Raw genomic sequence first — 20,440 nt, 5'->3', positions numbered from 1 at the left:
CTGGGCATGGGCAACACCTGCGGCTTGTCTCGTGGCTCAAGGGGTGCCGCGCTAATCTCCCATCCTGGTCACAACCTTAATAGTGACACCCGCAGGGTGGAACACCAGGAGTACCCGCAGGGTGATAGCGCTCTCGCGACGTCCTGTCGCTCGCCCCCTTTCGCCTGCTCGCCTTTGCCGGTGCAACCTTAATAGTGACATCCGAAGGATGGAACATCAGGAGTACCCGCAGGGTGCTGCATCCATGCTTCGCCAATGCTCGCTTTGTATATTTATGCAACCCTCATGCAACAAAAGGGGTTTTTGCAGTAGAGTCATAGATTAATTACCGGGTTTTAAACCTGGTTTTTTTCTTTTGAAGGAAAAAGGGGTGTAAATGGAGAAATACACCATGATTGCAGATTGGCAGGGGGTAATATTCATGGAGGATAAAAAAATTCAAATCAACAAGGTTACGGTAAGCATTTTCAACGAAGACTATGTAGTAAAAGGGGATGAGAGCCCGGAATACATGGAAATGCTGGCCAACTATGTGGATCGCCGCATGAGAATGATTCAGCAGCGGAATTATAACCTTTCCAATACCAAAATAGCCGTATTAACGGCTCTCAATCTGGCGGACGAATTAAACAAGCTGCAGGAAGACTATGATGAATTGGTCAAAACCCTGGAAGAGGAGAAAAAGAACAGGATGGGATAATTGATGACCAATCGTGATGTGGCTCGAATCTTGGATCGAATAGCCGACATGCTGCAAATAAAGGATGAAAATCCCTTTAAAATCAGGGCCTATCGCAAGGCGGCCGACTCCATCTACCACCTGGATGAAGACCTGGCTTATATCCATAAAAATGGTAGGATAGGGGATATCCCGGCTGTGGGTAAGGCGCTACAGTCCAAAATTGAGGAGATGCTGGAAAAGGGCAGTTGTGAGTATTATGAACGCTTGGCCCGTGAAGTGCCGGAGGGCTTGCTGGATATGCTGGCCCTGCCCGGGATTGGTCACAAAACGGTAAAGCTGATATATGATGAATTGGGGATAGACAACCGGCCTGATCTCTTAAAAGCAGCCCGGGGAAAGAGGATAAGGGCTCTTCCTGGTTTGGGGGCCAAGACCGAATATAATATTAAAAAAGGCATGGAAATGCTACAGGAAGCCAGCGCGAAGAGTACGCTGGGGCTGGCTCTTCCCCTGGCGGAAGAACTCTGTGATTATTTGCGGAAGAGCGAAGCAGTGGAGCAAGTTGCTATTACCGGCAGTATTCGCCGGGGCAAAGCTCTGGTTAGCGATATAGATATTATGGCAGCCAGCCGTTCGTTTGAGGCAGTGCACCGTGCGGTAAGCGGGTACAGAGGGCTGGAGGAAATCGAGAGCCAGGGTATTGACCACATAAAGGGCCGTCTTGCCTATAATTTAAATTTTGAAATAATAATTGTGCCTCCAGCAGAATATTTATCACAGCTATTCTGGTCTACCGGCTCCAAAGAGCATATTGAACAAATAAGAAAGCTGAACGAAGAAGAACAGGAAGGCGATTTTTCCAGTGAAGAAGCGTTTTATGCACGTATGGATATGCAATATATACCCCCTGAACTTAGAGAAAATCGGGGAGAGATTGAAGCGGCCCGCAAAGGAGAACTCCCCAATCTTATAGAACTGAGCGATATTAAAGGAGATCTGCATACTCATTCCCGCTGGAGTGATGGAGCTCATGATATAGGGGAAATGCTTCAGGCGGCGAAGGATTCAGGCTATTCCTATTTGGCTATAACTGAACATTCCCGCTCCCTGCCGATTAGCGGGGGTCTTAATGAAGAAAGGCTGCATGCCCAGGGGAAGGTTATTGATGCATTAAACCTGGATTTAGATGAATTTCGGGTATTAAAAGGAAGCGAAGTAGACATATTGAAGGATGGCAGCCTGGATTTTGACGATGATGTTTTGGAAGAGTTAGATATTGTGATCGGGTCGGTACACAGTAATTTTAAACTGGAGCGGGATAAACAGAGTGAAAGAATAATCCGGGCTATTAAGAATGAAAAAGTAGATATAATCGGTCATCTCAGCGGGCGCTTACTAAACCGCCGGCCCGGTTACGAATTGGACCGGGAAAAGATACTGGAAGCGGCAGCTCACAATAAAAAAATTCTGGAAATCAACGCTCATCCGGATCGTTTGGATATAGATGAAGAAACGGCTAAAATAGCCAAAGATATGGGTATTAAAGTAGCTATAAACAGTGATGCCCATTCCAAGCAGGATTTAAAGCTGATGAAATATGGGGTAATAAATGCCCGGCGCGGCTGGCTGGAGCCTGCTGATGTGGTGAACAGCTGGGAACTTGCCGACTTATTGGACTACATTCAAAAAAAGTAGGGCTAAGCTCTGGGAAACCTTTTAACCTTTACTTGTTTCCTTCCTGAACCTACCTTCCAGGCCCAAACCAAATTCCCGTTATTAGCTATTACGAATAAAGCAGCAAGCTCATACCGAATAATAGAGCAAGAACCTCTATAACGAGGTGAAATATCTCCCTAGCTTCTTGAAGCGCCGGGTCCTATTAACAAGACAGACGGCGGGTTATAATCCCCCGCCTCGTTGCAGTGCTGTGTTGAAACTGCTCCGCAGTTTCTTCCGATGCTTAAAAGGGGGAAATTGGGTGTTGGTATTTGCTCTGCGGGCCATAGGTATGTATTTTCTGGCTTTAATAATGATAAGACTTTTAGGTAAAAGGGCTTTAGGGGAGCTGGGGCCTTTTGATTTTGTGGTCATGACCGGGGTAGGCCATACGGTAGTTTCAGTAGCCCTGGATAAAAGCCTTCCTTTCTATGAGGGTATTGTAATTTTGGCTACCCTGGCCTTGCTGGAATATATCATGGGTTACCTGGCTTTGAAGAATCAGACCCTTTCTCACTTAATAACTGGAAAACCGGTAATATTGATTGACAACGGCCAAATAGTAAAAGAAAATATGGCCAGAGAAAAATTCAATGCCGATGATCTCTTGCAGGAACTTAGAAAACAGGGGATAAGGGAAATCGAGGATGTCGACAAGGGGATTTTGGAATCATGTGGAGGGTTTAGCGTAATTCTGAAGGAAGAAGATGAGCCGGTAACCCGCCGGGATCTGGGAATTAATCCCCGCATACAATCGACAGTTCCAACTACCAGTACCATCTCCAGAGCCGAATTCTTTGCCCGGCAGCAGGAGCCTCTTTTAGCAAGAGAAGGAATTTCGCTACCCGGACTTTTGCAAAGTATTGACCAGCGCCTGGATTCCATCTGCCGGCGGTTGGATTGGTTGGAAGAGAGATGGCAGGAAACAAGCGCTGATGAAAAGTGAATTTCATACGGGAGGTATGATAATGGAGCTCCTGGCGCCGGCGGGAAACTGGGAAGCTTTCTTAGCCGCTATGGGAAACGGTGCGGATGCAGTTTATCTGGGAGGCCAGTCTTTCAGTGCCCGTCACTATGCCGAAAATTTCAATAAAGAACGTATTGATGATGCTCTAAGCTACGCTCACTTGAGAAAGAAAAAGGTATATGTAACTGTAAACACCCTGATCGCTGACCACGAATTTGCGATGGCCCTGGATTATATATGGGATTTGTATCAGATGGGGGTTGATGCAGTTATCGTGCAGGATATAGGCTTGACCCATGCCTTGCGTAAGCTTATCCCTGACCTGCGTCTTCATGCCAGCACCCAGATGACCGTGCATAACTCTGCCGGGGCCGTTTTGCTGCGGGAAGAAGGAGTAAAAAGGGTGGTACTGGCCCGGGAAATGTCCCGGGATGAACTGGCCAAAATCTGCTGCGAAGTAAAGGATATGGAATTTGAGGTTTTCGTACATGGAGCTCTCTGCTATTCCTATTCCGGACAGTGTCTTTTTAGCAGCCTGGTAGGGGGGAGAAGCGGAAACCGGGGGCGTTGCGCTCAACCCTGCCGACTGGCCTATCAACTATTTTCCTGTACCGGGGATACCCCGGTGGCCAGTGAGGGGCGCCATATCTTAAGCCCGGCGGACCTTTGCCTTATCGAACAATTAGGTGATTTACAAAGAATAGGTATCCATTCATTGAAAATTGAGGGGCGGATGAAACGGGCCGAATATGTGGCGGTAGTTACCAGAGCCTATCGCGAAGTGCTGGATTCTCTGGCTGTTGACCCGGGAAGCACTGTGTCGCCTGAATTAAAGAAGCGCTTGGAAAGGATTTTCAATCGCAACTTTACTGGTGGCTGCTTTCAAATGGACCGGGTCGGATATCTTAGCCCGAAAAGACCCAACAACCGTGGGATATATGCAGGAAGGGTAGTGGAACAGAGCCGGGACATTACTACCCGGATTAAACTGACTGAAGAGCTCAGGGTAGGGGATGGTTTGGAGATTTGGGTGAAAAAAGGCCAGGGACCGGCCTTTACGGTAAAAGATATTTTACTGCAGGGTAAAAGGGTTTCCCAGGCAGAGCCCGGGGATATCGTCAGTCTTAAAATAGAGGGCCGGGCCGGGGCAGGTGATCGGGTCTTTAAGACTTATGACAGTGAGCTTATGGAGGATGCTCAGGCCAGTATTGAGGCTGCTTCCCGGAGCAAGCTGCCCCTTGATATTTTAGTCTCTTTGCAGGAAGGCGAGCCTCTGAGCCTGCTTATTAGTGATGGAGAGGGAAGACAGGTCAAGGTAAAAAGCCCTGGTCGCCTGCAAAAAGCGGAAAAACACCCGCTTACTCGTGAAGTGCTGCAAGAGAAAATGGAGCGCCTGGGCAATACCCCCTTTTACCTAAGCCATCTATCCCTCATGGGGGAGGAAAATCTCATGATTCCTTTCAGTGAGCTTAATGAGACCAGGCGCCGGGGATGTGACGCCATCTTACAATTATTAAGGGGAGGGCCACTGCTATCCGAAGATGATAAGCTGGCCTATCGTCACTTAAAAGATAAATATTTATATATTCCGAGTAGACCGTCCCGCCAGGGGAATTCCCATACTCAGGCCCAGGGGAAAAACCTTCCTCTTTTAAGCGTGACTGTCAGTGGAATCGCGGAGGCGTACAGCGCCCTGGAGGCGGGAGCGGATAAAGTGTACTTGCAAATAAGGGCTCTGGGGAAAGGCCATGTCCCTAAAAAAGGCGATTTGAAGCGACTGTTACAAGCGGCGGCTACCGCCAATAGGGAAGTAGTCCCGGCACTGTCCCGAATACAGCATTCCAGCGATAAGCCCCGCCCTGACTTCTTGGCGGAAGAAGGGGCCGGAGCGGTCATGGTTGGGAATCTGGGGGATCTGAGAGCTTTCCTGGACCGGGATATAAGCATCTATACCGATTATAGTCTTAATGTTTTCAATTCTTATTCTCTTCGTTTTCTACTGGACCTGGGAGTAAAAGGGGTTTGTTTATCCCCGGAACTGAGCTGGAAGCAGTTGCAAAGCTTCGGCAATATTGATAAAGTTGAAATGCTGGTTCACGGTGAATTGCTTCTAATGATATCCCGGCATTGTATGCTGGGTAGTGTTATGGGCAGAAAAGATGCCGTTTGTTCCGGCTACTGCAGGCAGGACAGTTTTTTCCTGCGGGATGAGAAGGGCTTTGAATTTCCGGTTCTTAGCGATAGAGATTGTCGGTTTTATCTCTTTAATTCCCGTACTCTCTGTATGATTGAAGACCTGGAAAAGTTCCTATTACTGGGTCCGGGAAGCTTGAGGATTGAAGCTTATCGCTATAATGAAAAACAAGTATCCAGTATAGTTCGCATCTACCGGAAGGCCCTACAGGAGTTAAGCTTCGGACAGTGGCCGGAGCTGGCTGAATACAAAAAGCAACTGATTGAGAGTTCTTTTTCTCCCTTTACCAGGGGGCATTATTATCGTGGAGTATTATAATTATGATAGTTGATGAAAAAACTCTAATAAAACTGGAATATAACAAAATAAGAGAGAAAATGCAAAGGCTCAGTTCTTTTGCGGGTGGGGAGAGAAAAGCTGAAGAAATGAGACCTTCCAGTGATATTGCTGTGGTTAAAAGGCGACTGGATGAAACAGGTGAAGCCATGGAAGCCATGCGCTTTTCCGAACCTGCTTTTCTATACGGACTTAAGCCGGTGGAGTCACAGTTGGCCAAGGTCAAGGTGGGGGGGATTCTCTCTCCGGCAGAATTACGGGAGATATACCATATCCTTAGTTCCTCCCGCCAGGTTCAAAAACTATTTGCCACCGGGAAATATCCTCGCTTATTTTATTTGTCCTCGAAGATAGCGGAAGTCAAGGGGTTGGAAAATGAGATAAATAATGCCGTAAGCGAAGAAGCTGAACTTAGAGATGATGCTTCGCCGGAATTGAAAAGCCTGCGGGGACAGATCAACACTCTGCGTTTGCGTATTCGTAATTACCTGCAGGAATTTATTCGCTCACCTGATACCCAGAAATGGTTGCAGGACAGTTTGGTTACGGAAAGGGAAGGGCGCTATGTGGTTCCGGTCCGACAGGAGTTCCGGCATGAGGTGAGAGGTATTATTCATGATGAATCCGCCAGTGGTGCCACAGTTTTTATTGAACCGGTAGCAGTAGTGGAGAACAATAATCGTATCCGTGCTTTGCAAAGAGAAGAAAAAAGAGAAGTAGAAAGAATATTGCGGAAGCTCAGTGAGGCAGTGGGGCAATATCGGGTAGAAATAGCCGGTAATCAGGAAATACTCAGTGAATTTGATTTTATCTATGCCCGCGCCCGCCTGGCTTATCAAGGTGATTACTATCGCCCGGAGATTAACGTGAGAGGTATCCTGGAGATTAGCCGGGGACGTCATCCCCTGTTGGGTCAGGATGCGGTTCCCCTGGATATTCGTCTGGGAAGTGATTTTGATGTACTGGTAATTACCGGTCCCAACACCGGGGGGAAAACGGTGGCCTTAAAAACGGTGGGGCTTTTGACCCTCATGGCCTTAAGCGGGCTCTTTATTCCGGCTCGGGAAAACAGCCGGATTTCCGTTTTTAAGAAGCTTTTTGTGGATATTGGAGACGAACAGAGCATTGAACAATCCTTAAGCACTTTTTCCTCGCATATGACTAATATCATTGCCATATTGGAAAAAGCCGATAAGGAATCGCTGGTACTGATGGATGAAGTGGGGGCAGGTACTGACCCGGCGGAGGGAGCCGCCCTGGCCCGGGTAATATTGGAAGAGTTGATGCGTAAAAGCTCCCGCGTAATCCTGACTACCCACCAGAGCGAGCTGAAATATTTTGCCTATCAAAGAGAACGGGTTAAAAATGCCTCGGTGGAATTTGACCCGGTAAGCTTGCAACCCACCTATAGGTTGACTATAGGAATGCCCGGGCAAAGCAATGCCCTGGAAATCGCCTCCCGCCTGGGTCTGAAGACTGAGCTGGTACAGCAGGCCCGGCAGTTGTTGCCCCGCCGGGAAATGGAAATAGGGAACATGATTCGCCACTTGAAAGAAAGCCAGAGCCTGGTGGAAAAATCCCAGCAAGAAGTGGAAAAACTGCTGGCAGAAATCCGGGAGAAAAAACAGAGCCTGGAACAGGATAGGGAAAGCTTTGAACAGGAAAAGACGGAAGTAATGGAAAAATCCCGTTTAGAGGCGGAGCGCTACCTCCGGGAAATAAAAAGGGAAGCCAATACGGCCATTGCGGAATTTAAAGAAATGATGAAGGAAAAAGAAAAACCGCCCAAATGGCATGAAGTAGAGCAAGCCCGGCAAAAGATCCGGCAAATTAAGGTGGACTTCCCTGGAGAAATGGAAAAAGACTACGGGATTAATCCGCCTAAAATCAAAGCGGGGGATTATGTTACTATAAAGAATATTAAGCAAAGGGGTTATGTAGTAGAAGGTCCCAACAGCCAGGGTGAGGTGGTAGTACAGGTAGGCATACTGAAGCTTAATGTAAATCAGGAACAGTTAAGTCCCAGCCAGGAAAAAGAAGAAATAATAAGCCATCGCCGCCACCAGAGTTTTCTGGAAAAGGCCCGGACAATTTCCAAGGAGATTGATGTGCGGGGACAGTTGGCTGAAGATGCCCTGTATATAATCGATAAGTACCTGGAGGATGCCAATCTCTTAGGCCTGGATTCGGTGCGTATTATCCATGGCAAGGGCACTGGAGCCTTGAGAACCGCAGTTCGCCATTACCTGAAAGACCACCGCTATGTTAAAAGTTATCGCGATGGTCTGCGGGAAGAAGGCGGCCATGGGGTCACCGTGGTGGAGTTCAATTAAGCTTTGTTGCTACAGCCCGATCACATCATCGAATACTTCACGGGCTTTCTTTTTCTTTAACTGGTGATCTTCCAGCGGGCAATAGGGAAGACTATCCCCGTTCTCCACTATGACTCTTTCCAGGTACTCCGGAGGGCAACCCCCTGATTGTAAAGGATTAACCAGGTTGGCCCGGTATATTTTCCCATTATGACGAGGGTCACGGCAAACATAAACTTCGTTGTTTAATAAAGCAGGCAGGGAAAAATCGCTGTGAATATCGCATTTTTCCGTGGGAGTTTCTTCCTTGGTCAGGGAACGCATTTCGGGATTAGGGCAGTACCTACCGGCCAGTTTTCCTGATTCCGGGCAAATGGAAACCATATTGTGAGCATCACAGATTTCTGTCGGAACCTTATTTTTAAGACAATAGTCGGAAAAGATTTGTTCTTGGGAGCAGAGTTCAGAGGGAAGCTTGCCCGATTTCGAGCACACCGATACCGATACTATTCCCGCAGGCATGGGACGCGGTTTGGGATTTTTAATTTCATGGGCCTTTTGCATCATGGAGCGGAACATACGGGCCGGGTAGCTGCCGCCATATACCTTGTTCATAGTGTGCTCCCGGTCATAGCCCATCCATATGGCAGCGGAATAGCCGGGAGTAACGCCGCAGAACCAGGAGTCCTTATATTCTTCCGAGGTGCCGGTCTTACCCCCGGTTTGTACGCCAGGGACCCGGGCATTGGTGCCGGTACCGGAGCTGACCACGGTTTGCAGCATGCTGTTCATCAACCAGGCGGTCTCTTCGGACATGGCCCGGTGATATTCCGGTTTGCAGCGGTAGATTTCCACTCCATCGGCATCAAGAATGCGGGTCACAAAATGGGGTTTGGCATATAAACCTCCGTTGCCGAAGGCTCCATAAGCGGCGGCCATCTGTACAGGTGAGGCTCCACGGGTCAGACCGCCCAGGGAAAGGGGAGCCAGGCTCAAATCATTGGTACCAGGTGTATCCACCAGATCAAGCCCCAGGGATTTGCCAAAATCAAAAGACTTTCTTACCCCGACTTTTTCCAACAATTGTACCGCAAAGGTATTGACTGACCACTGTACTGCAGTCCTCATGCTAATCAAACCGCGATAGTTGGGATCATAGTTCTTCGGGCTCCAAATAGTGTTTCCTACCTTTATTGAAATTGGTTCATCCACAAGGGTGTAGAAGGGCATATAACCGTCTTCCAGTGCCGGAGCATATACCGTCAAGGGTTTAATCGAAGACCCTGGTTGCCGCAAGGCATTGGTAGCCCGGTTAAAACCCCTTCGTTGTTCATAGGAGCGACCACCCATGATAGCTTTTATTTCCCCGTTGCTATGATCGATTAGAGCCAGGGCACATTGAATCTGCTCTCCTTTTTTTTGTTCCGAGGGAAAATTGGCCGGGTTTTTAAAGAACTCTTCGGCATGGCTTTCCAACTGGGCGTTCATGGTGGTATAGATTTTAAGCCCCGAACGATAAATGGCATTATTCGGATCTTCGTAAATTTCGCGTGCTTCCAGGATATCCAGGGTTTCATCAATTACCGCGTCAATAAAATAACCATACCTGCTTCCGGAATTAAATGATTTCTTAAAAACCAGGGGAGTTTCAAAAGCTTGCAGGGCAGTTTCCTGGTCAATATAGTTGCAATCTACCATACATTTTAGAACCATTTGCTGCCTGGCTTTAGCCCGGTCATAATACTGGAACGGGTTATAGGAGTTAGGACTTTGCGGCAGACCTGCCAGCAATGAGGACTCGGCCAGGTTCAATTTGCTTACATCTTTGCCGAAATAGGTGTTGGCTGCTGCCTGCACCCCGTAAGCACCGGCGCCAAAGTAGATTTTATTAAGATACATGCTCAAGATTTCATCTTTGGAATAATGGGTTTCCAGTTTGAAAGACAATAAAACTTCCTTGATTTTCCTTTCCCATTGCTTATCAAAGGTGAGAAAAGCGTTGCGGGCCAACTGCTGGGTTATAGTGCTGGCCCCTTGTCCCGTCAAATCGCCTGATTGAAGATTAACCAGCAGCGCTCGTACTATTCCCTTAAAGTTAACCCCGTGATGGCGGTAGAAATCCTGATCCTCGGTAGCGATAAAGGCATTGATCAAGTCGGGAGGAACATCATCCAGGCTAATTTCAGTACGGTTTTGTTCGGCATGCAATCCCGCCAGGACATTTCCCTGGTCATCATATAAAAAAGTAGTACTGGCACCGGAAAGCTGTTGCGGATCCCAGGCGGGAAGATTTTGCGCCGCATAAACTAAAACGCCTACCCCCACGCCGGCAGCAACCAGAAAAATTAATAACAGGGTACTCAACCAGCTATAGCTGCGTCTTTTTGCTCGTTTGTTTTTCTTCTCTTTGCTTGTCATCAGTAGTTTAATTCCTCCTGTATTTGGCATGGAATACTTATGCTAAAAGTCTGGTCTTCTTCTTATGACTTCTAATTAATATTTGACAAAGACAAGGATTTTCCTGCTTGTGACTTATGGTAAGCAGTTCAGGAAATCCTATATATAAATACGCTTACAGAGTTCAAATTATTGCACGTCAAGAGATTCAGTGCTATATTTTATGAGCAAGGAGGTAGTATGGTGGACGAGAAAACACTGCTGACAGAGGTAAATCGACAAATGGAACTTATCCGGCGGGGCGTGGCCGAAATCATTCCGGAGGAAGAACTTGCCCAGAAGCTTTTCCGCTCCATCAAGGAAAAGCGCCCCTTAAGAGCCAAGCTGGGTCTTGATCCTACCGCTCCGGATATTCACCTGGGGCATACAGTGGTTCTTAACAAGCTTCGTCAGTTCCAGGATCTGGGTCATGAAGTTCATCTTATTATTGGGGACTTTACCGGCCGTATTGGTGATCCTTCCGGTAAATCTGAGACTCGAAAACAATTAAGTGAAGAAGAAGTAATGGCTAATGCTGCCACTTACCAGGAACAGATCTTTAAAATCCTGGATCGGCAGAAGACCTTTATCCATTTTAACAGCAGCTGGTTGATGCAACTCAAGTTGGCCGATGTACTCAACCTAGCCGGGAAATATACCGTAGCGCGCATGCTGGAAAGGGACGACTTTTCCAAGCGTTATCGTGAAGGCTTACCCATAGGAATACATGAGTTTATGTACCCCTTGATGCAGGCTTATGATTCGGTGGAACTGCGGGCCGATGTGGAACTGGGGGGAACCGATCAAAAATTCAACCTCCTGGTGGGACGCAACCTGCTCCGGGAATACGGCCTGGAACCCCAGGTGGCACTTACCATGCCAATACTGGAAGGAACTGATGGCGTGCAAAAGATGAGTAAAAGCCTGGGCAATTACATAGGGGTCAATGAGGAAGCCTATGAAATGTTTGGCAAGACCATGTCTATTCCGGATGAATTAATAGCCCGCTATTTTGAGCTTTTAACCCAGGTGCCAATGAACAATATAATGAGACTGCAGGAAGATATGAAATCCGGCAAGCTTAACCCGCGGGACGCCAAAATGTGGCTGGCCAAAGAAATAATAAAGATCTATCACAATGAAGAAGAAGCTGAGAAAGCTGAGGAAAAATTCAAGCTGGTCTTTTCCCAAAGGGATATTCCGGAAGATATACCAGTAATAGAAAGCAGTGAAAGAGAAGTCTGGTTGCCCAAGTTTCTCCACGATAATTCCATGGTCAATTCCACCAGCGATGGCCGCCGGATGATTAAACAGGGAGCAGTTAAAGTGAATGGGGAAAAATACCAGGAAGAAAACCTGCTGCTCCAGGATGCCATGGTTCTGCAAGTAGGCAGGCGAAAATTTTGCCGCCTGCGCTTAAACTAAAGAAAGCCGGGGACTGATATAAAAGTGAGGGCGCTCAGCAATCTTAAAAGCAAGCAGGCGAGGTGGAATAAATTCCCGCTTCTTTATGCGGCCGGGCTCTTATTAACAAAACAGGCGGCGGGTTCTATTCCCCTGCCTCGTTGCAACGCTGTGTTGAAACTGCTCCGCAGTTTCTTCAGATGTTTAAAACCCGATTTTAAAGATTAAGTGCCGGGTGCAGTAGATTCATATTTATAGCAGGTAGCCTTTCTCCAGACTTTTAAAGACCCGCAGCATTTCATCGAAATGACCCTCGAAGAAAATGGCATGTCCCTTAACCTCGGGGTATTCCAGGGAAAGCAATCTAATGAAGGTAAAGCCGGCTTCCTCCAGCTGAAGTCGGCTGGTTTTGCGTATAATATCAAGCTGAGCATCACTTAGCTTTTTTACGGCACAGTAAATATCTTTACCCTTGCTATTGGTCAATACAGTGGCAATCAGGGTCCGCAATATTTTCCCTCATTTCTATATATAACATAACATGTAATAAGACCACCCCGGCAAGAGTGGTCTTTATTTTCTATGGTAGCCCCAAGGGGAGTCGAACCCCTGTCTCCGCCGTGAGAGGGCGGCATCCTAGGCCTCTAGACGATGGGGCCATAATATGGCAGCCGGACAAGGATTCGAACCCTGGCGAACTGATCCAGAGTCAGTCGTGCTACCACTACACCATCCGGCTGCAGAACGGCTTGTTTCAACCCGTGCGTAAATCATTATAATATAGAGTAAAAGTATTGTCAAAAGCAAAAAACACAAATTCGTTACATTTGTTTACCTTCAACTAATTGATGTACCATTACCTCGAAGCGCCTTTTGCTGTCAATGGCTTGAACCTTGGCCCGGTCGCCGTCAAGCGACTCAATCCACACGGGGGAGCCTTTGAATCTCACCTCAATGGAATCACTGGAAGCCAGTATCTCCTTTACCCTTGCACTATTCATATAGAAATACGCCCTTTCCCTAAAATATAATTCTGTGCTTAATATGCCACCGGGGCAAATTTTTAATCAATATGCTTTAAAAGTGGCTTTTAGATTACGGTTTTAAATGGGTAAATATGAGTACTTGTCTGTGGCAAAAAATAAGGTAATTGAATTACACAGCAATAGGTTTACATAAGTTGAGAGGAATTTTACGGAAAGCAGCGAATATAGCTTGTATAGCTAAAGTATTTTGGAGGTTTGCATGGGCAAGATCGAAATAATTACCGGCCCCATGTTTGCGGGTAAAACAACCGAATTGATGCGAAGACTTGAACGCTATACCCTGGCAGGCAACAATGTTGTTCTATTCAAACCACATATTGACAGCCGGACCGAGACGGAGATAGCCACATCCTCGGTCAGGCAGCAATTCAGCATTCCGGTTTTGGTTCTGCATAAACCAATCGGCATTGAAGCTGCTGTGGTAGCAATTGATGAAGCCCAGTTTTTTGGAGAATGGATTATAACCTATGTTCAATCACTCAAGGACCAGGGCAAAACTGTAATAATATCCGGTTTGGATATGGATGCTCATCGGCGTCCATTTGGATTTATGGGTCAGCTAATGGCCATAGCTGATTCGGTAAGCAAATTGACCGCGGTTTGCCGCTGCGGTGAAGATGCGGTATACACCTGGCTTAAAAACAGTCTCCCCCAGCCCAAGGGAAATCTTATTTTAATCGGTGACAGTGAAAGATATGAGCCCAGATGCCGAAAATGCTACGCATCCAAGACATGAACGATAAAAATCCGGGAAAGTAATCTTGCCCGGTTGCTGGCTGGATCCAGTTCCATCCGTACCAGTATGCTCCTACCGTTCAAGCCTTCACCTCTGTACGCTCCGGCAGCAGGAGGCTGTAGACTACCGGGATTATGACCATAGTTAGAAGAGTGGCTACTAACAGACCGAAAATTATAGCAATAGCCAGGGGAACGAAGAGACTGCTGCCGGACAAAGCCAGGGGCACCAGACCTATGGTAGCGGTTACCGCGCTGAGGATAATAGGGCGAAATCTTCTTTCAACGGCATCTTCACAGGCCTTTTCCACAGCCAATCCCCGCGCTCGAGCATCGTTTATGAAAGCAATGAGCAATATTGCGTTGCGGATTACCAATCCGGTAAGGCTTACCATGCCAATAAAGGCCATAAAAGAAAGAGGCTGGCGGAAAAGCAAAAGTCCCAGTATCGAGCCAATCAGGGCCAGGGGGATAGTTAGGAATATAACCAGTGGTTGGATGAAGGAATGGAACTGCAACACTAAGATAAAATAAATCAGGAAAAGAGCCAGAAGTGCAGCCCGGGTCAGGATACCAAAATTATCTTTGATTTGTTTATATTCGCCATCATAAAGGAGACTAACTCCCGGTAACTCGACAGAGGATAATTTGTCCTTTAGTTCTTTCTCTATTTCTACGGCACTATAGCCTGGTCTTATATCACTTCTTACTTTGATAGAGTTTTGGCCATCGTATTTATTAATGCTGGATAACTGGGGTTTAACCTCGATGCCGGCGATTTCTTTCAGGGGAACGCTCCGCTTGGAATAAGCGGACTTGATACTCAGGTTTTCCAGCTCTTGCCGGGAATTTATATCCGAGCGTAACAGGATATTATATTGCTCCCCTGCCTGGCGCAATACCGAAGCCCGCCCCCCCTCCAGGGCCAGGCTGGTCTGGCGTTGAATATCATAGTTGCTGATTCCCAGGAGGCTGGCTTTTTCAGCATCCGCCTCAACCAGCAATTGCTGTATTTCTCTTTCCCCATTATCTTCAACATTACGTGAACCTGGTATTTGTTTCACTTTACTCTTAATCAGCTCAGCAGCCTGGCGCAGGTTTTCCCGCTGTTCTCCACTTATTCTTAGCTGTACCGGGGCTACCGGAAAGGCTTTTTCCAATAATTTCACCTTAATATTACCGGCACTAATCCGGCTGTCCAGCTTCTCCTGAAGGTAACTGGCCATTTCCTCGTTGTTTTGAAAACGCTCTCCCTGCTGCGGTCGGATGCGCAGCATAACCTGGGCAAAGTCCGGAGCCTGTGGGGAAACAGGTAGTGTTATATAGAACTTGGGTACAGCACTGCCGACGGAACTGGTATAAGCCAGCACTTCTCCTTCCCGGGAAAGAATATCTTCCACCTGTAGCAGCAGTTCTTCGGTCCCGGCCCGGGTAGAGCCGGCCGGGGCATTAATATCAATGTACAGCAGGTCTTTGTCTGCCGAAGGGAAGAACTGCAGGCCCATAAAAGTAAGAGCATATACCGCCAGGCTAAAAATAAGCAGGGAAGAAATAATGGAGGTCCTTTTTCTAGCCATACTCTCTTGTAATAAATAAGCAAAAAATCTTCTTAGCCAATCATTTTTACGATGCTGGCTGGGAGTAAAAAACCGGTAGGCCATAGCCGGGGTAATAAGCATTGCTACTACATATGAAGCCAGCAGTGATATTAAGACAATCTGGGGAAGACTTTGGAGAAATTCCCCCGGTGCGCCGGGAAGAACAAAGATAGGAGAAAAGGCAATAATAATTACCAGGGTGGCGGTGAGAATAGGTATGGCTGCCTGCTTAAGTCCGTGCAGGCAGGCTTCCATCCGGTTAAGGCCTTTATCTAAGCCAACCTGGATGGCATCTACCATTACGATAGCATCATCTACCAGTATGCCCAAAACAATAATCAAGGCGGCAATCGATATTTCGTGTACCTTAATTCCCAACAGGTACATAGCCATAAAGCTGAGCATAATGGAGAGAGGAATAGCGGTAGAGGCCACCAGGGCATTTTTCCATCCCATTCCCAGCAGCACAACGATTATTACCAGGATTATGCCTTCCAGCAAATTGCGTAAGAAACGATAGAGGTTTTTATTTACTTCATCAGGCTGAAATAAGACCTGGTCCACCAGCAGGTCATGGGGTGCTTCACTTTTTAGCTTATCCAGCTCATCCCGGAGCTTTTTTCCTACCAGGAGAATGTTCTCTTCCGCCTCAAAATAGCCGGTTAACAGGAGAGCCGATTGGCCGTTGTGCCGGGCCAGGGGACGGTCGGGCTCTACTCCCCAGCGGATATTGGCAATGTCTTTTAATCTTTGGCTGCTCCCGTCTGGTGAAACCCCTATAATAGTGTTTTCAATATCGTCCGGGGAATTATACCAACCAGGAATCCTGACATTAGTCTTAATGCCTTCTTCTACAATGGCTCCGGGTGGAATGACTACATTTTGGGACTGCAGGATATTAAATATTTCCTCCAGGGACAGGCCGCTCGCGGCCAGGCGGGTATGGTCGATTTCTACCTCTATCCGTTTTTTTTCTTCCCCAAAGACTTCAAACCGGGATATACCCGCAACTTGCTCCAGCCTTTTTTTGAACTTCTCGGCCATAGCTGCTAATTCTTCTGGATTATAATGCTGCCCGGAGAGACTAACAATAATTCCCGTCGTTTCCGCCAAATCGGTATTAAGCTGAATGGGCAGGCATTCCGGGGGCAGATCTCTTTGCGTATCACTTAAAATCCGGCGCAATTCATTCCAGGATTCTTCCACCGGAGCATCATTTTGCAACTGCAGCAGAACTACAGAAATACTATTTCTACTATAAGATTCACTGAAATCATAGCCAGGCAGCTTGCGAATATTGCTCTCAATCACCCGAGTTACCAGTCTTTCTACTTCCTGTGGTGAGGCCCCGGGATAGATGTTGCTGATCATGGCTACCGGAGCAGTAACTTCCGGGCTCTCCTGTTTAGGCAGGAGGTAATAGCTGTAAAGCCCCAGAGCCAGGCTAATTATAATAAAAAGCAGAATAAAACGGCTGCTGGCAATTATTTTAGATAACATCCCTCGAATCATAATTCCCCCTCAATCCATAAGAAGGCTAGTTTCTATTAATATGGCCTTATTCCTTATTAGTGATGCGAGGGAAAATAATAAGCATCCCGGGTATACGGGTATTGAGTAGCAGAATCCACATGATGCAAGCTTTTAATATTTTGAACCTCTTTTTCCTTTGCCTGCTGACTAGTTAAAGATAGTGCCAGTAACTTAAGAAAACGGAGACTTGACTAGAATTCCACCATACTTTTGCCCATTGTTCAAATCTTCCGTCCAGATACAGGTGCAGCCCAAGCGTTGGGCACTACGGATAATTAGGGAATCCCAAAAGGAGATATGTTCTTGTTTTTGAATGTTGATAGCCTCTAGTAAATCCTCAACATTAGGGCTATGTAACGGCCATTGATCATAGTTTTCTATAACATTTGCCGCCTGTTGAGCGCTTATAGGATTCTTGAGCTTGCGAGTTACGATAACATAAAATTCCTGCAAAACCTGGATGCTAAGGCAGCCGTTTTTCTCTTCCCATAAGTTTATAAGTAAATTTCTGGCCTTCTCATATTTATTTCCAGCAGAACAATCATAGGCATAAACTAAAATATTGGTATCTATAAACTGGCGGCCCTTAATTTCGCTCATGAAGTTCCTCCCTATTCCATGTGCTTTCCCCAGCTGAGCCCATATCAAAACCTTCTTCCATAAGCCGAATACTAAATTCTTTAGCTTTTGAATATTGTTCTTCCCGTGCGACTATATCGAGGATGTATGTGCCTAAAAGAGCTGATAGTGACATGTTGCGGTCTACAGCCAGATGTTTGGCTTTCCTTAAAACATCTTCGGGAAGTGATAGTGTAACATTCTGCCGTCTCATTTTACCACCTCACTTTTTATGTGTATCACATTTTCACTTATTATATTATGCATTGATTCTAATAAAAAGTCTATTGCCAGGGTAGAGCACATCAAATAATAATTCCTCCTGCTAGTGAACATCCTATAACCAGGCTAAACTGCTTAAGATTCTCGATGCTATAAAATAATAACGCAGGAGGAATGAAAATGCGTATTAGTGACCCAAATAAATTGGCTGGAAAGATAATGGAAATAAAGGAAGGCTCTGATTTTACGGAAGTTATTGTGGATATAGGTGACTTTGCTGTTACTGCATCACTGACCTCCTCGGCCTACCAGGATTTACGCTTAAAAAAAGGTGACGAGGTTTTTACTATGTTTAATTCTACTGATGTCACCTTGATAAAGGATTCCAAAAAGAATGAGGACTAATGGGCAAGAATAAAGATGATTGAGATTCAACAATAAAATAGCATGGAAAAGAAAGCGTAGAAAATCTTAAATATTCTTAAAGTATTCCTGTATTATGAAGTAGCTCTTTTTTAAGCGCTCGCTATATGCGGGTAGCTCCCATTGTTCCCATTTGTAAAGATCGCTGCTAAGCAAATCTATAACTTGCTGATTATCGAAATCATAATACAGGGCCGATATGATTATACCGTCAGTTTTTTGAGTTCCCAGGATATCTCGACCGGCTTCTTCGGCAGGGTTGCTATCATTTAGCACCATAAGACTGGATGGATCGCTAAAGTTTAACCGGCCCCAGGGTAAACGGATATAAAGGGTACTATCGGCAAAATACCAGTGATTATAGGAGTTGGAGTCAAAAGTACCGTAATTAAGCTGGCTGGCATTTTCATAGAGGGCAGCAATGGGATTGCCATTTTTATCGACTCTATCCCGGCTTATCAGCGGTCTTATCTCTTCGAATAAACCCTGCGAACTGGCATAAGAAGAAAAACGATTTTGCGAAGCATTATAGCCCGGGTGCACCAACATTCTGGCGCTTTGTGGCCCGCTGAAATCCAAAAGGAATTCTGCACCACTGGGGGCAGAAATATTAATAGCAGGGTCAAATCTGAATTCGCCTTTCTCACGGTCGTAAGTATCCAGAGCAATTAGCAGTTTTTCTTTACTAAAATCCGGTTTCTTAAATAAATCGAGCTTCAAGTAGAGAAAACGAGCATCATAGTTTAGTGTAAGGCTTTTAATTTGACCATTACCTCTTTTGATAACGGGTGGAGCTTTACTGCTTTGAGGTTCTATCGCCAGCAAGCCATAGTTTTGTTCAGGATCAATAGCGTTATGCCAAAGAACATGCCGCTCGTAGGGTATCATAAAGGGCTCAGTCGTCCAGGTTTTCTTAGCCCACTCATCGAGCCATTCGAATATTACAGCTCCAGTGTAGCCTTCTCTTTTAATGGCCTGCATCATTCTTACTATGCCCTTACCCTGTTGCTCTTCGCTAAGTCCTCCATGGTTTAAGCCATCCGGGCTAAGGTGTGCTGTACCCATACCGGTTGCCAGGCCGAATTCTGCTACCAGAGCCGGATACTTATTATGTCCTTCCATAAATTCCTGCAAGTAGCCCCCGTACCTTAACCTTCCCTGTTCGTCCTGATAATCGTTATATTTGCTCTCATTATTCATAAAATCAGGATAATTCGGATATATGTGATAAGCTCCCAAAAAACCTGCTTTCATTTTGGATTCACAGCTAATATTATTAATATCTATTGACACCTTGTCATTATACTCCAGCGATTTTTTCCCCAGTTGATTCCATTCCGAATCATGCTCTTTTACATCCAGGGTAGGCCAACTTACTATGGCCACAGGGTGCAAAGAGGCATAGTGTTCTTCCTCATATTTTGCTAGATAATCACAATTCATGGCCAACCAGGCCTCGCAGGGACTGGCACTAGCTGTTGAAGAAAAATATTCTCCTTTATAAGAAAAACCGGAATTTTTATGGTTGGTGGTGGTAACTTCGTCCGGCTCCAGTTCTCTCCCTACCAGATAAGCCAAAAGATATTTGGAAATATCACTGGTATAAATCCCGTAGGCCCGGCCTTTTCGCGGGGTTATATAAGCCTGACCATGAATTGCATCTACCCCGTACTCTATTTCCTGGAAGTAAGCTTCTACATAATCCTTTTCTAAATAATCCTTTCCCGTGGGATTTTCTTCTGGCCAAATTTCCTGTAGGAGCCACAGAGGAGTGTCGGGGTGACTATCATTATAGGATTTTAAAGCATTATAGAATTCTGGGGGCAACAGAGTATAGATACGGATACAATTAGCATTCATCTGCCCGATTTTTTCCAACCAGTTCAAATAGATTTTTTCATCATTCGGAAACTCGGTAAACCACTTGCCAGGAAGGGCCGTGCCGATATTTACTCCTTTAACAAAAAAAGGCTGCCATTTACCATTTTCAAGAACTTGCAGAGTAGTTTGATTGGTTTTTGCGTAAATCCGGGTGGCCTGGTTTTTGTTTATAGCCAGTTTTATCTGGTCTATAATCCGTGTGTTTAGCAGCGTTGGGCTTTTATGAAGCCAATATAAAACCGGACCTGACAGCAGAAATAGCAGAGCCAGAATTAAAGCAAATATTAAAAAATTCAGTGAAATGATAGCCCATCTTTTCTGCATACTATTTCATCCT

The 20,440-nt window shown here is 46.1% G+C and carries 15 protein-coding genes and 2 tRNA genes; 8 read left to right on the top strand and 9 right to left on the bottom strand.

Going from position 1 to position 20,440, the window contains the following annotated elements:
- The first annotated feature begins 421 nt into the window (after positions 1-421).
- The 5 genes from AWB54_RS11655 to AWB54_RS11635 all read left to right on the top strand — a co-directional run bounded on the left by AWB54_RS11655 (position 422) and on the right by AWB54_RS11635 (position 8,228).
- A complete protein-coding gene (locus AWB54_RS11655; protein WP_041427420.1) occupies positions 422-700 on the top strand; it encodes a cell division protein ZapA in 279 nt (92 codons plus the stop codon).
- 3 nt (positions 701-703) lie between these two features.
- Complete coding sequence (gene polX / locus AWB54_RS11650) at positions 704-2,377, top strand: DNA polymerase/3'-5' exonuclease PolX (protein WP_061214773.1); 1,674 nt, start codon at positions 704-706, stop codon at positions 2,375-2,377.
- Between the two features lie 283 nt (positions 2,378-2,660).
- Positions 2,661-3,344, top strand: coding sequence for a DUF421 domain-containing protein (locus AWB54_RS11645; protein ID WP_061214772.1), 684 nt, complete (start codon positions 2,661-2,663; stop codon positions 3,342-3,344).
- A gap of 22 nt (positions 3,345-3,366) precedes the next feature.
- Positions 3,367-5,877, top strand: coding sequence for a DUF3656 domain-containing U32 family peptidase (locus AWB54_RS11640; protein ID WP_160328953.1), 2,511 nt, complete (start codon positions 3,367-3,369; stop codon positions 5,875-5,877).
- A gap of 2 nt (positions 5,878-5,879) precedes the next feature.
- Positions 5,880-8,228, top strand: a complete 2,349-nt coding sequence (locus tag AWB54_RS11635; protein WP_061214770.1) for an endonuclease MutS2 — start codon at positions 5,880-5,882, stop codon at positions 8,226-8,228.
- 9 nt (positions 8,229-8,237) lie between these two features.
- Here the strand turns inward: AWB54_RS11635 and AWB54_RS11630 are convergent, their stop codons facing one another.
- Entirely contained in the window at positions 8,238-10,625 is a 2,388-nt protein-coding gene (locus AWB54_RS11630) for a transglycosylase domain-containing protein (protein WP_061214769.1), read from the bottom strand.
- Positions 10,626-10,844: 219 nt separating this feature from the next.
- Between AWB54_RS11630 and tyrS the strand changes: the two genes are divergently transcribed.
- Positions 10,845-12,068, top strand: a complete 1,224-nt coding sequence (gene tyrS / locus AWB54_RS11625; protein ID WP_394326495.1) for a tyrosine--tRNA ligase — start codon at positions 10,845-10,847, stop codon at positions 12,066-12,068.
- 231 nt (positions 12,069-12,299) lie between these two features.
- On the opposite strand, the gene AWB54_RS11620 is transcribed toward tyrS, so the two are convergent.
- From AWB54_RS11620 to AWB54_RS11605, 4 genes are all read right to left on the bottom strand, one after another.
- A complete protein-coding gene (locus tag AWB54_RS11620) occupies positions 12,300-12,557 on the bottom strand; it encodes a hypothetical protein (RefSeq protein WP_061214768.1) in 258 nt (85 codons plus the stop codon).
- Positions 12,558-12,630: 73 nt separating this feature from the next.
- Positions 12,631-12,706: transfer RNA gene (locus tag AWB54_RS11615), tRNA-Glu, on the bottom strand.
- A gap of 6 nt (positions 12,707-12,712) precedes the next feature.
- Positions 12,713-12,786: transfer RNA gene (locus AWB54_RS11610), tRNA-Gln, on the bottom strand.
- A gap of 82 nt (positions 12,787-12,868) precedes the next feature.
- Entirely contained in the window at positions 12,869-13,048 is a 180-nt protein-coding gene (locus AWB54_RS11605; protein WP_061214767.1) for an H-type small acid-soluble spore protein, read from the bottom strand.
- A gap of 244 nt (positions 13,049-13,292) precedes the next feature.
- Between AWB54_RS11605 and AWB54_RS11600 the strand changes: the two genes are divergently transcribed.
- On the top strand, positions 13,293-13,829 hold the full coding sequence (locus AWB54_RS11600) for a thymidine kinase (RefSeq protein WP_061214766.1): 537 nt from the start codon (positions 13,293-13,295) through the stop codon (positions 13,827-13,829).
- Positions 13,830-13,908: 79 nt separating this feature from the next.
- Here the strand turns inward: AWB54_RS11600 and AWB54_RS11595 are convergent, their stop codons facing one another.
- From AWB54_RS11595 to AWB54_RS11585, 3 genes are all read right to left on the bottom strand, one after another.
- The gene (locus AWB54_RS11595; protein WP_061214765.1) at positions 13,909-16,938 is read right to left on the bottom strand and encodes an efflux RND transporter permease subunit; all 3,030 of its coding nucleotides are present in this window, start codon (positions 16,936-16,938) and stop codon (positions 13,909-13,911) included.
- Positions 16,939-17,130: 192 nt separating this feature from the next.
- The gene (locus AWB54_RS11590) at positions 17,131-17,559 is read right to left on the bottom strand and encodes a PIN domain-containing protein (protein ID WP_061214764.1); all 429 of its coding nucleotides are present in this window, start codon (positions 17,557-17,559) and stop codon (positions 17,131-17,133) included.
- Complete coding sequence (locus AWB54_RS11585; protein ID WP_061214763.1) at positions 17,546-17,791, bottom strand: DUF6364 family protein; 246 nt, start codon at positions 17,789-17,791, stop codon at positions 17,546-17,548. The genes AWB54_RS11590 and AWB54_RS11585 overlap by 14 nt, the downstream gene beginning before the upstream one ends.
- A gap of 188 nt (positions 17,792-17,979) precedes the next feature.
- On the opposite strand from AWB54_RS11585, the gene AWB54_RS11580 reads away from it, so the two are divergent.
- Positions 17,980-18,204 carry a TOBE domain-containing protein gene (locus AWB54_RS11580; RefSeq protein WP_061214762.1) on the top strand — a complete coding sequence of 75 codons (225 nt, stop codon included), beginning with the start codon at positions 17,980-17,982 and terminating at the stop codon, positions 18,202-18,204.
- 66 nt (positions 18,205-18,270) lie between these two features.
- Here AWB54_RS11580 and AWB54_RS11575 read toward each other — a convergent pair whose 3' ends face one another.
- Entirely contained in the window at positions 18,271-20,427 is a 2,157-nt protein-coding gene (locus tag AWB54_RS11575) for a hypothetical protein (protein ID WP_061214761.1), read from the bottom strand.
- Between the last annotated feature and the right edge of the window lie 13 nt (positions 20,428-20,440).

The sequence above is a fragment of the Syntrophomonas wolfei subsp. methylbutyratica genome, from assembly GCF_001570625.1.
Lineage (GTDB): Bacteria > Bacillota > Syntrophomonadia > Syntrophomonadales > Syntrophomonadaceae > Syntrophomonas > Syntrophomonas methylbutyratica.
The sequence above is the reverse complement of the archived record's forward strand: the minus strand, read 5'-3'. Positions and strand labels throughout refer to the sequence as shown.

What these genes read in the sequence shown, in the direction of transcription:
- AWB54_RS11655 (WP_041427420.1), top strand. Translation starts at nt 422, where the DNA reads ATGGAGGATAAAAAAATTCAAATCAACAAGGTTACGGTAAGCATTTTC.
- polX (WP_061214773.1), top strand. Translation starts at nt 704, where the DNA reads ATGACCAATCGTGATGTGGCTCGAATCTTGGATCGAATAGCCGACATG.
- AWB54_RS11640 (WP_160328953.1), top strand. Translation starts at nt 3,367, where the DNA reads ATGGAGCTCCTGGCGCCGGCGGGAAACTGGGAAGCTTTCTTAGCCGCT.
- AWB54_RS11635 (WP_061214770.1), top strand. Translation starts at nt 5,880, where the DNA reads ATGATAGTTGATGAAAAAACTCTAATAAAACTGGAATATAACAAAATA.
- AWB54_RS11630 (WP_061214769.1), bottom strand. Translation starts at nt 10,625, where the DNA reads ATGACAAGCAAAGAGAAGAAAAACAAACGAGCAAAAAGACGCAGCTAT.
- tyrS (WP_394326495.1), top strand. Translation starts at nt 10,845, where the DNA reads ATGGTGGACGAGAAAACACTGCTGACAGAGGTAAATCGACAAATGGAA.
- AWB54_RS11605 (WP_061214767.1), bottom strand. Translation starts at nt 13,048, where the DNA reads ATGAATAGTGCAAGGGTAAAGGAGATACTGGCTTCCAGTGATTCCATT.
- AWB54_RS11600 (WP_061214766.1), top strand. Translation starts at nt 13,293, where the DNA reads ATGGGCAAGATCGAAATAATTACCGGCCCCATGTTTGCGGGTAAAACA.
- AWB54_RS11595 (WP_061214765.1), bottom strand. Translation starts at nt 16,938, where the DNA reads ATGATTCGAGGGATGTTATCTAAAATAATTGCCAGCAGCCGTTTTATT.
- AWB54_RS11590 (WP_061214764.1), bottom strand. Translation starts at nt 17,559, where the DNA reads ATGAGCGAAATTAAGGGCCGCCAGTTTATAGATACCAATATTTTAGTT.
- AWB54_RS11585 (WP_061214763.1), bottom strand. Translation starts at nt 17,791, where the DNA reads ATGAGACGGCAGAATGTTACACTATCACTTCCCGAAGATGTTTTAAGG.
- AWB54_RS11580 (WP_061214762.1), top strand. Translation starts at nt 17,980, where the DNA reads ATGCGTATTAGTGACCCAAATAAATTGGCTGGAAAGATAATGGAAATA.
- AWB54_RS11575 (WP_061214761.1), bottom strand. Translation starts at nt 20,427, where the DNA reads ATGCAGAAAAGATGGGCTATCATTTCACTGAATTTTTTAATATTTGCT.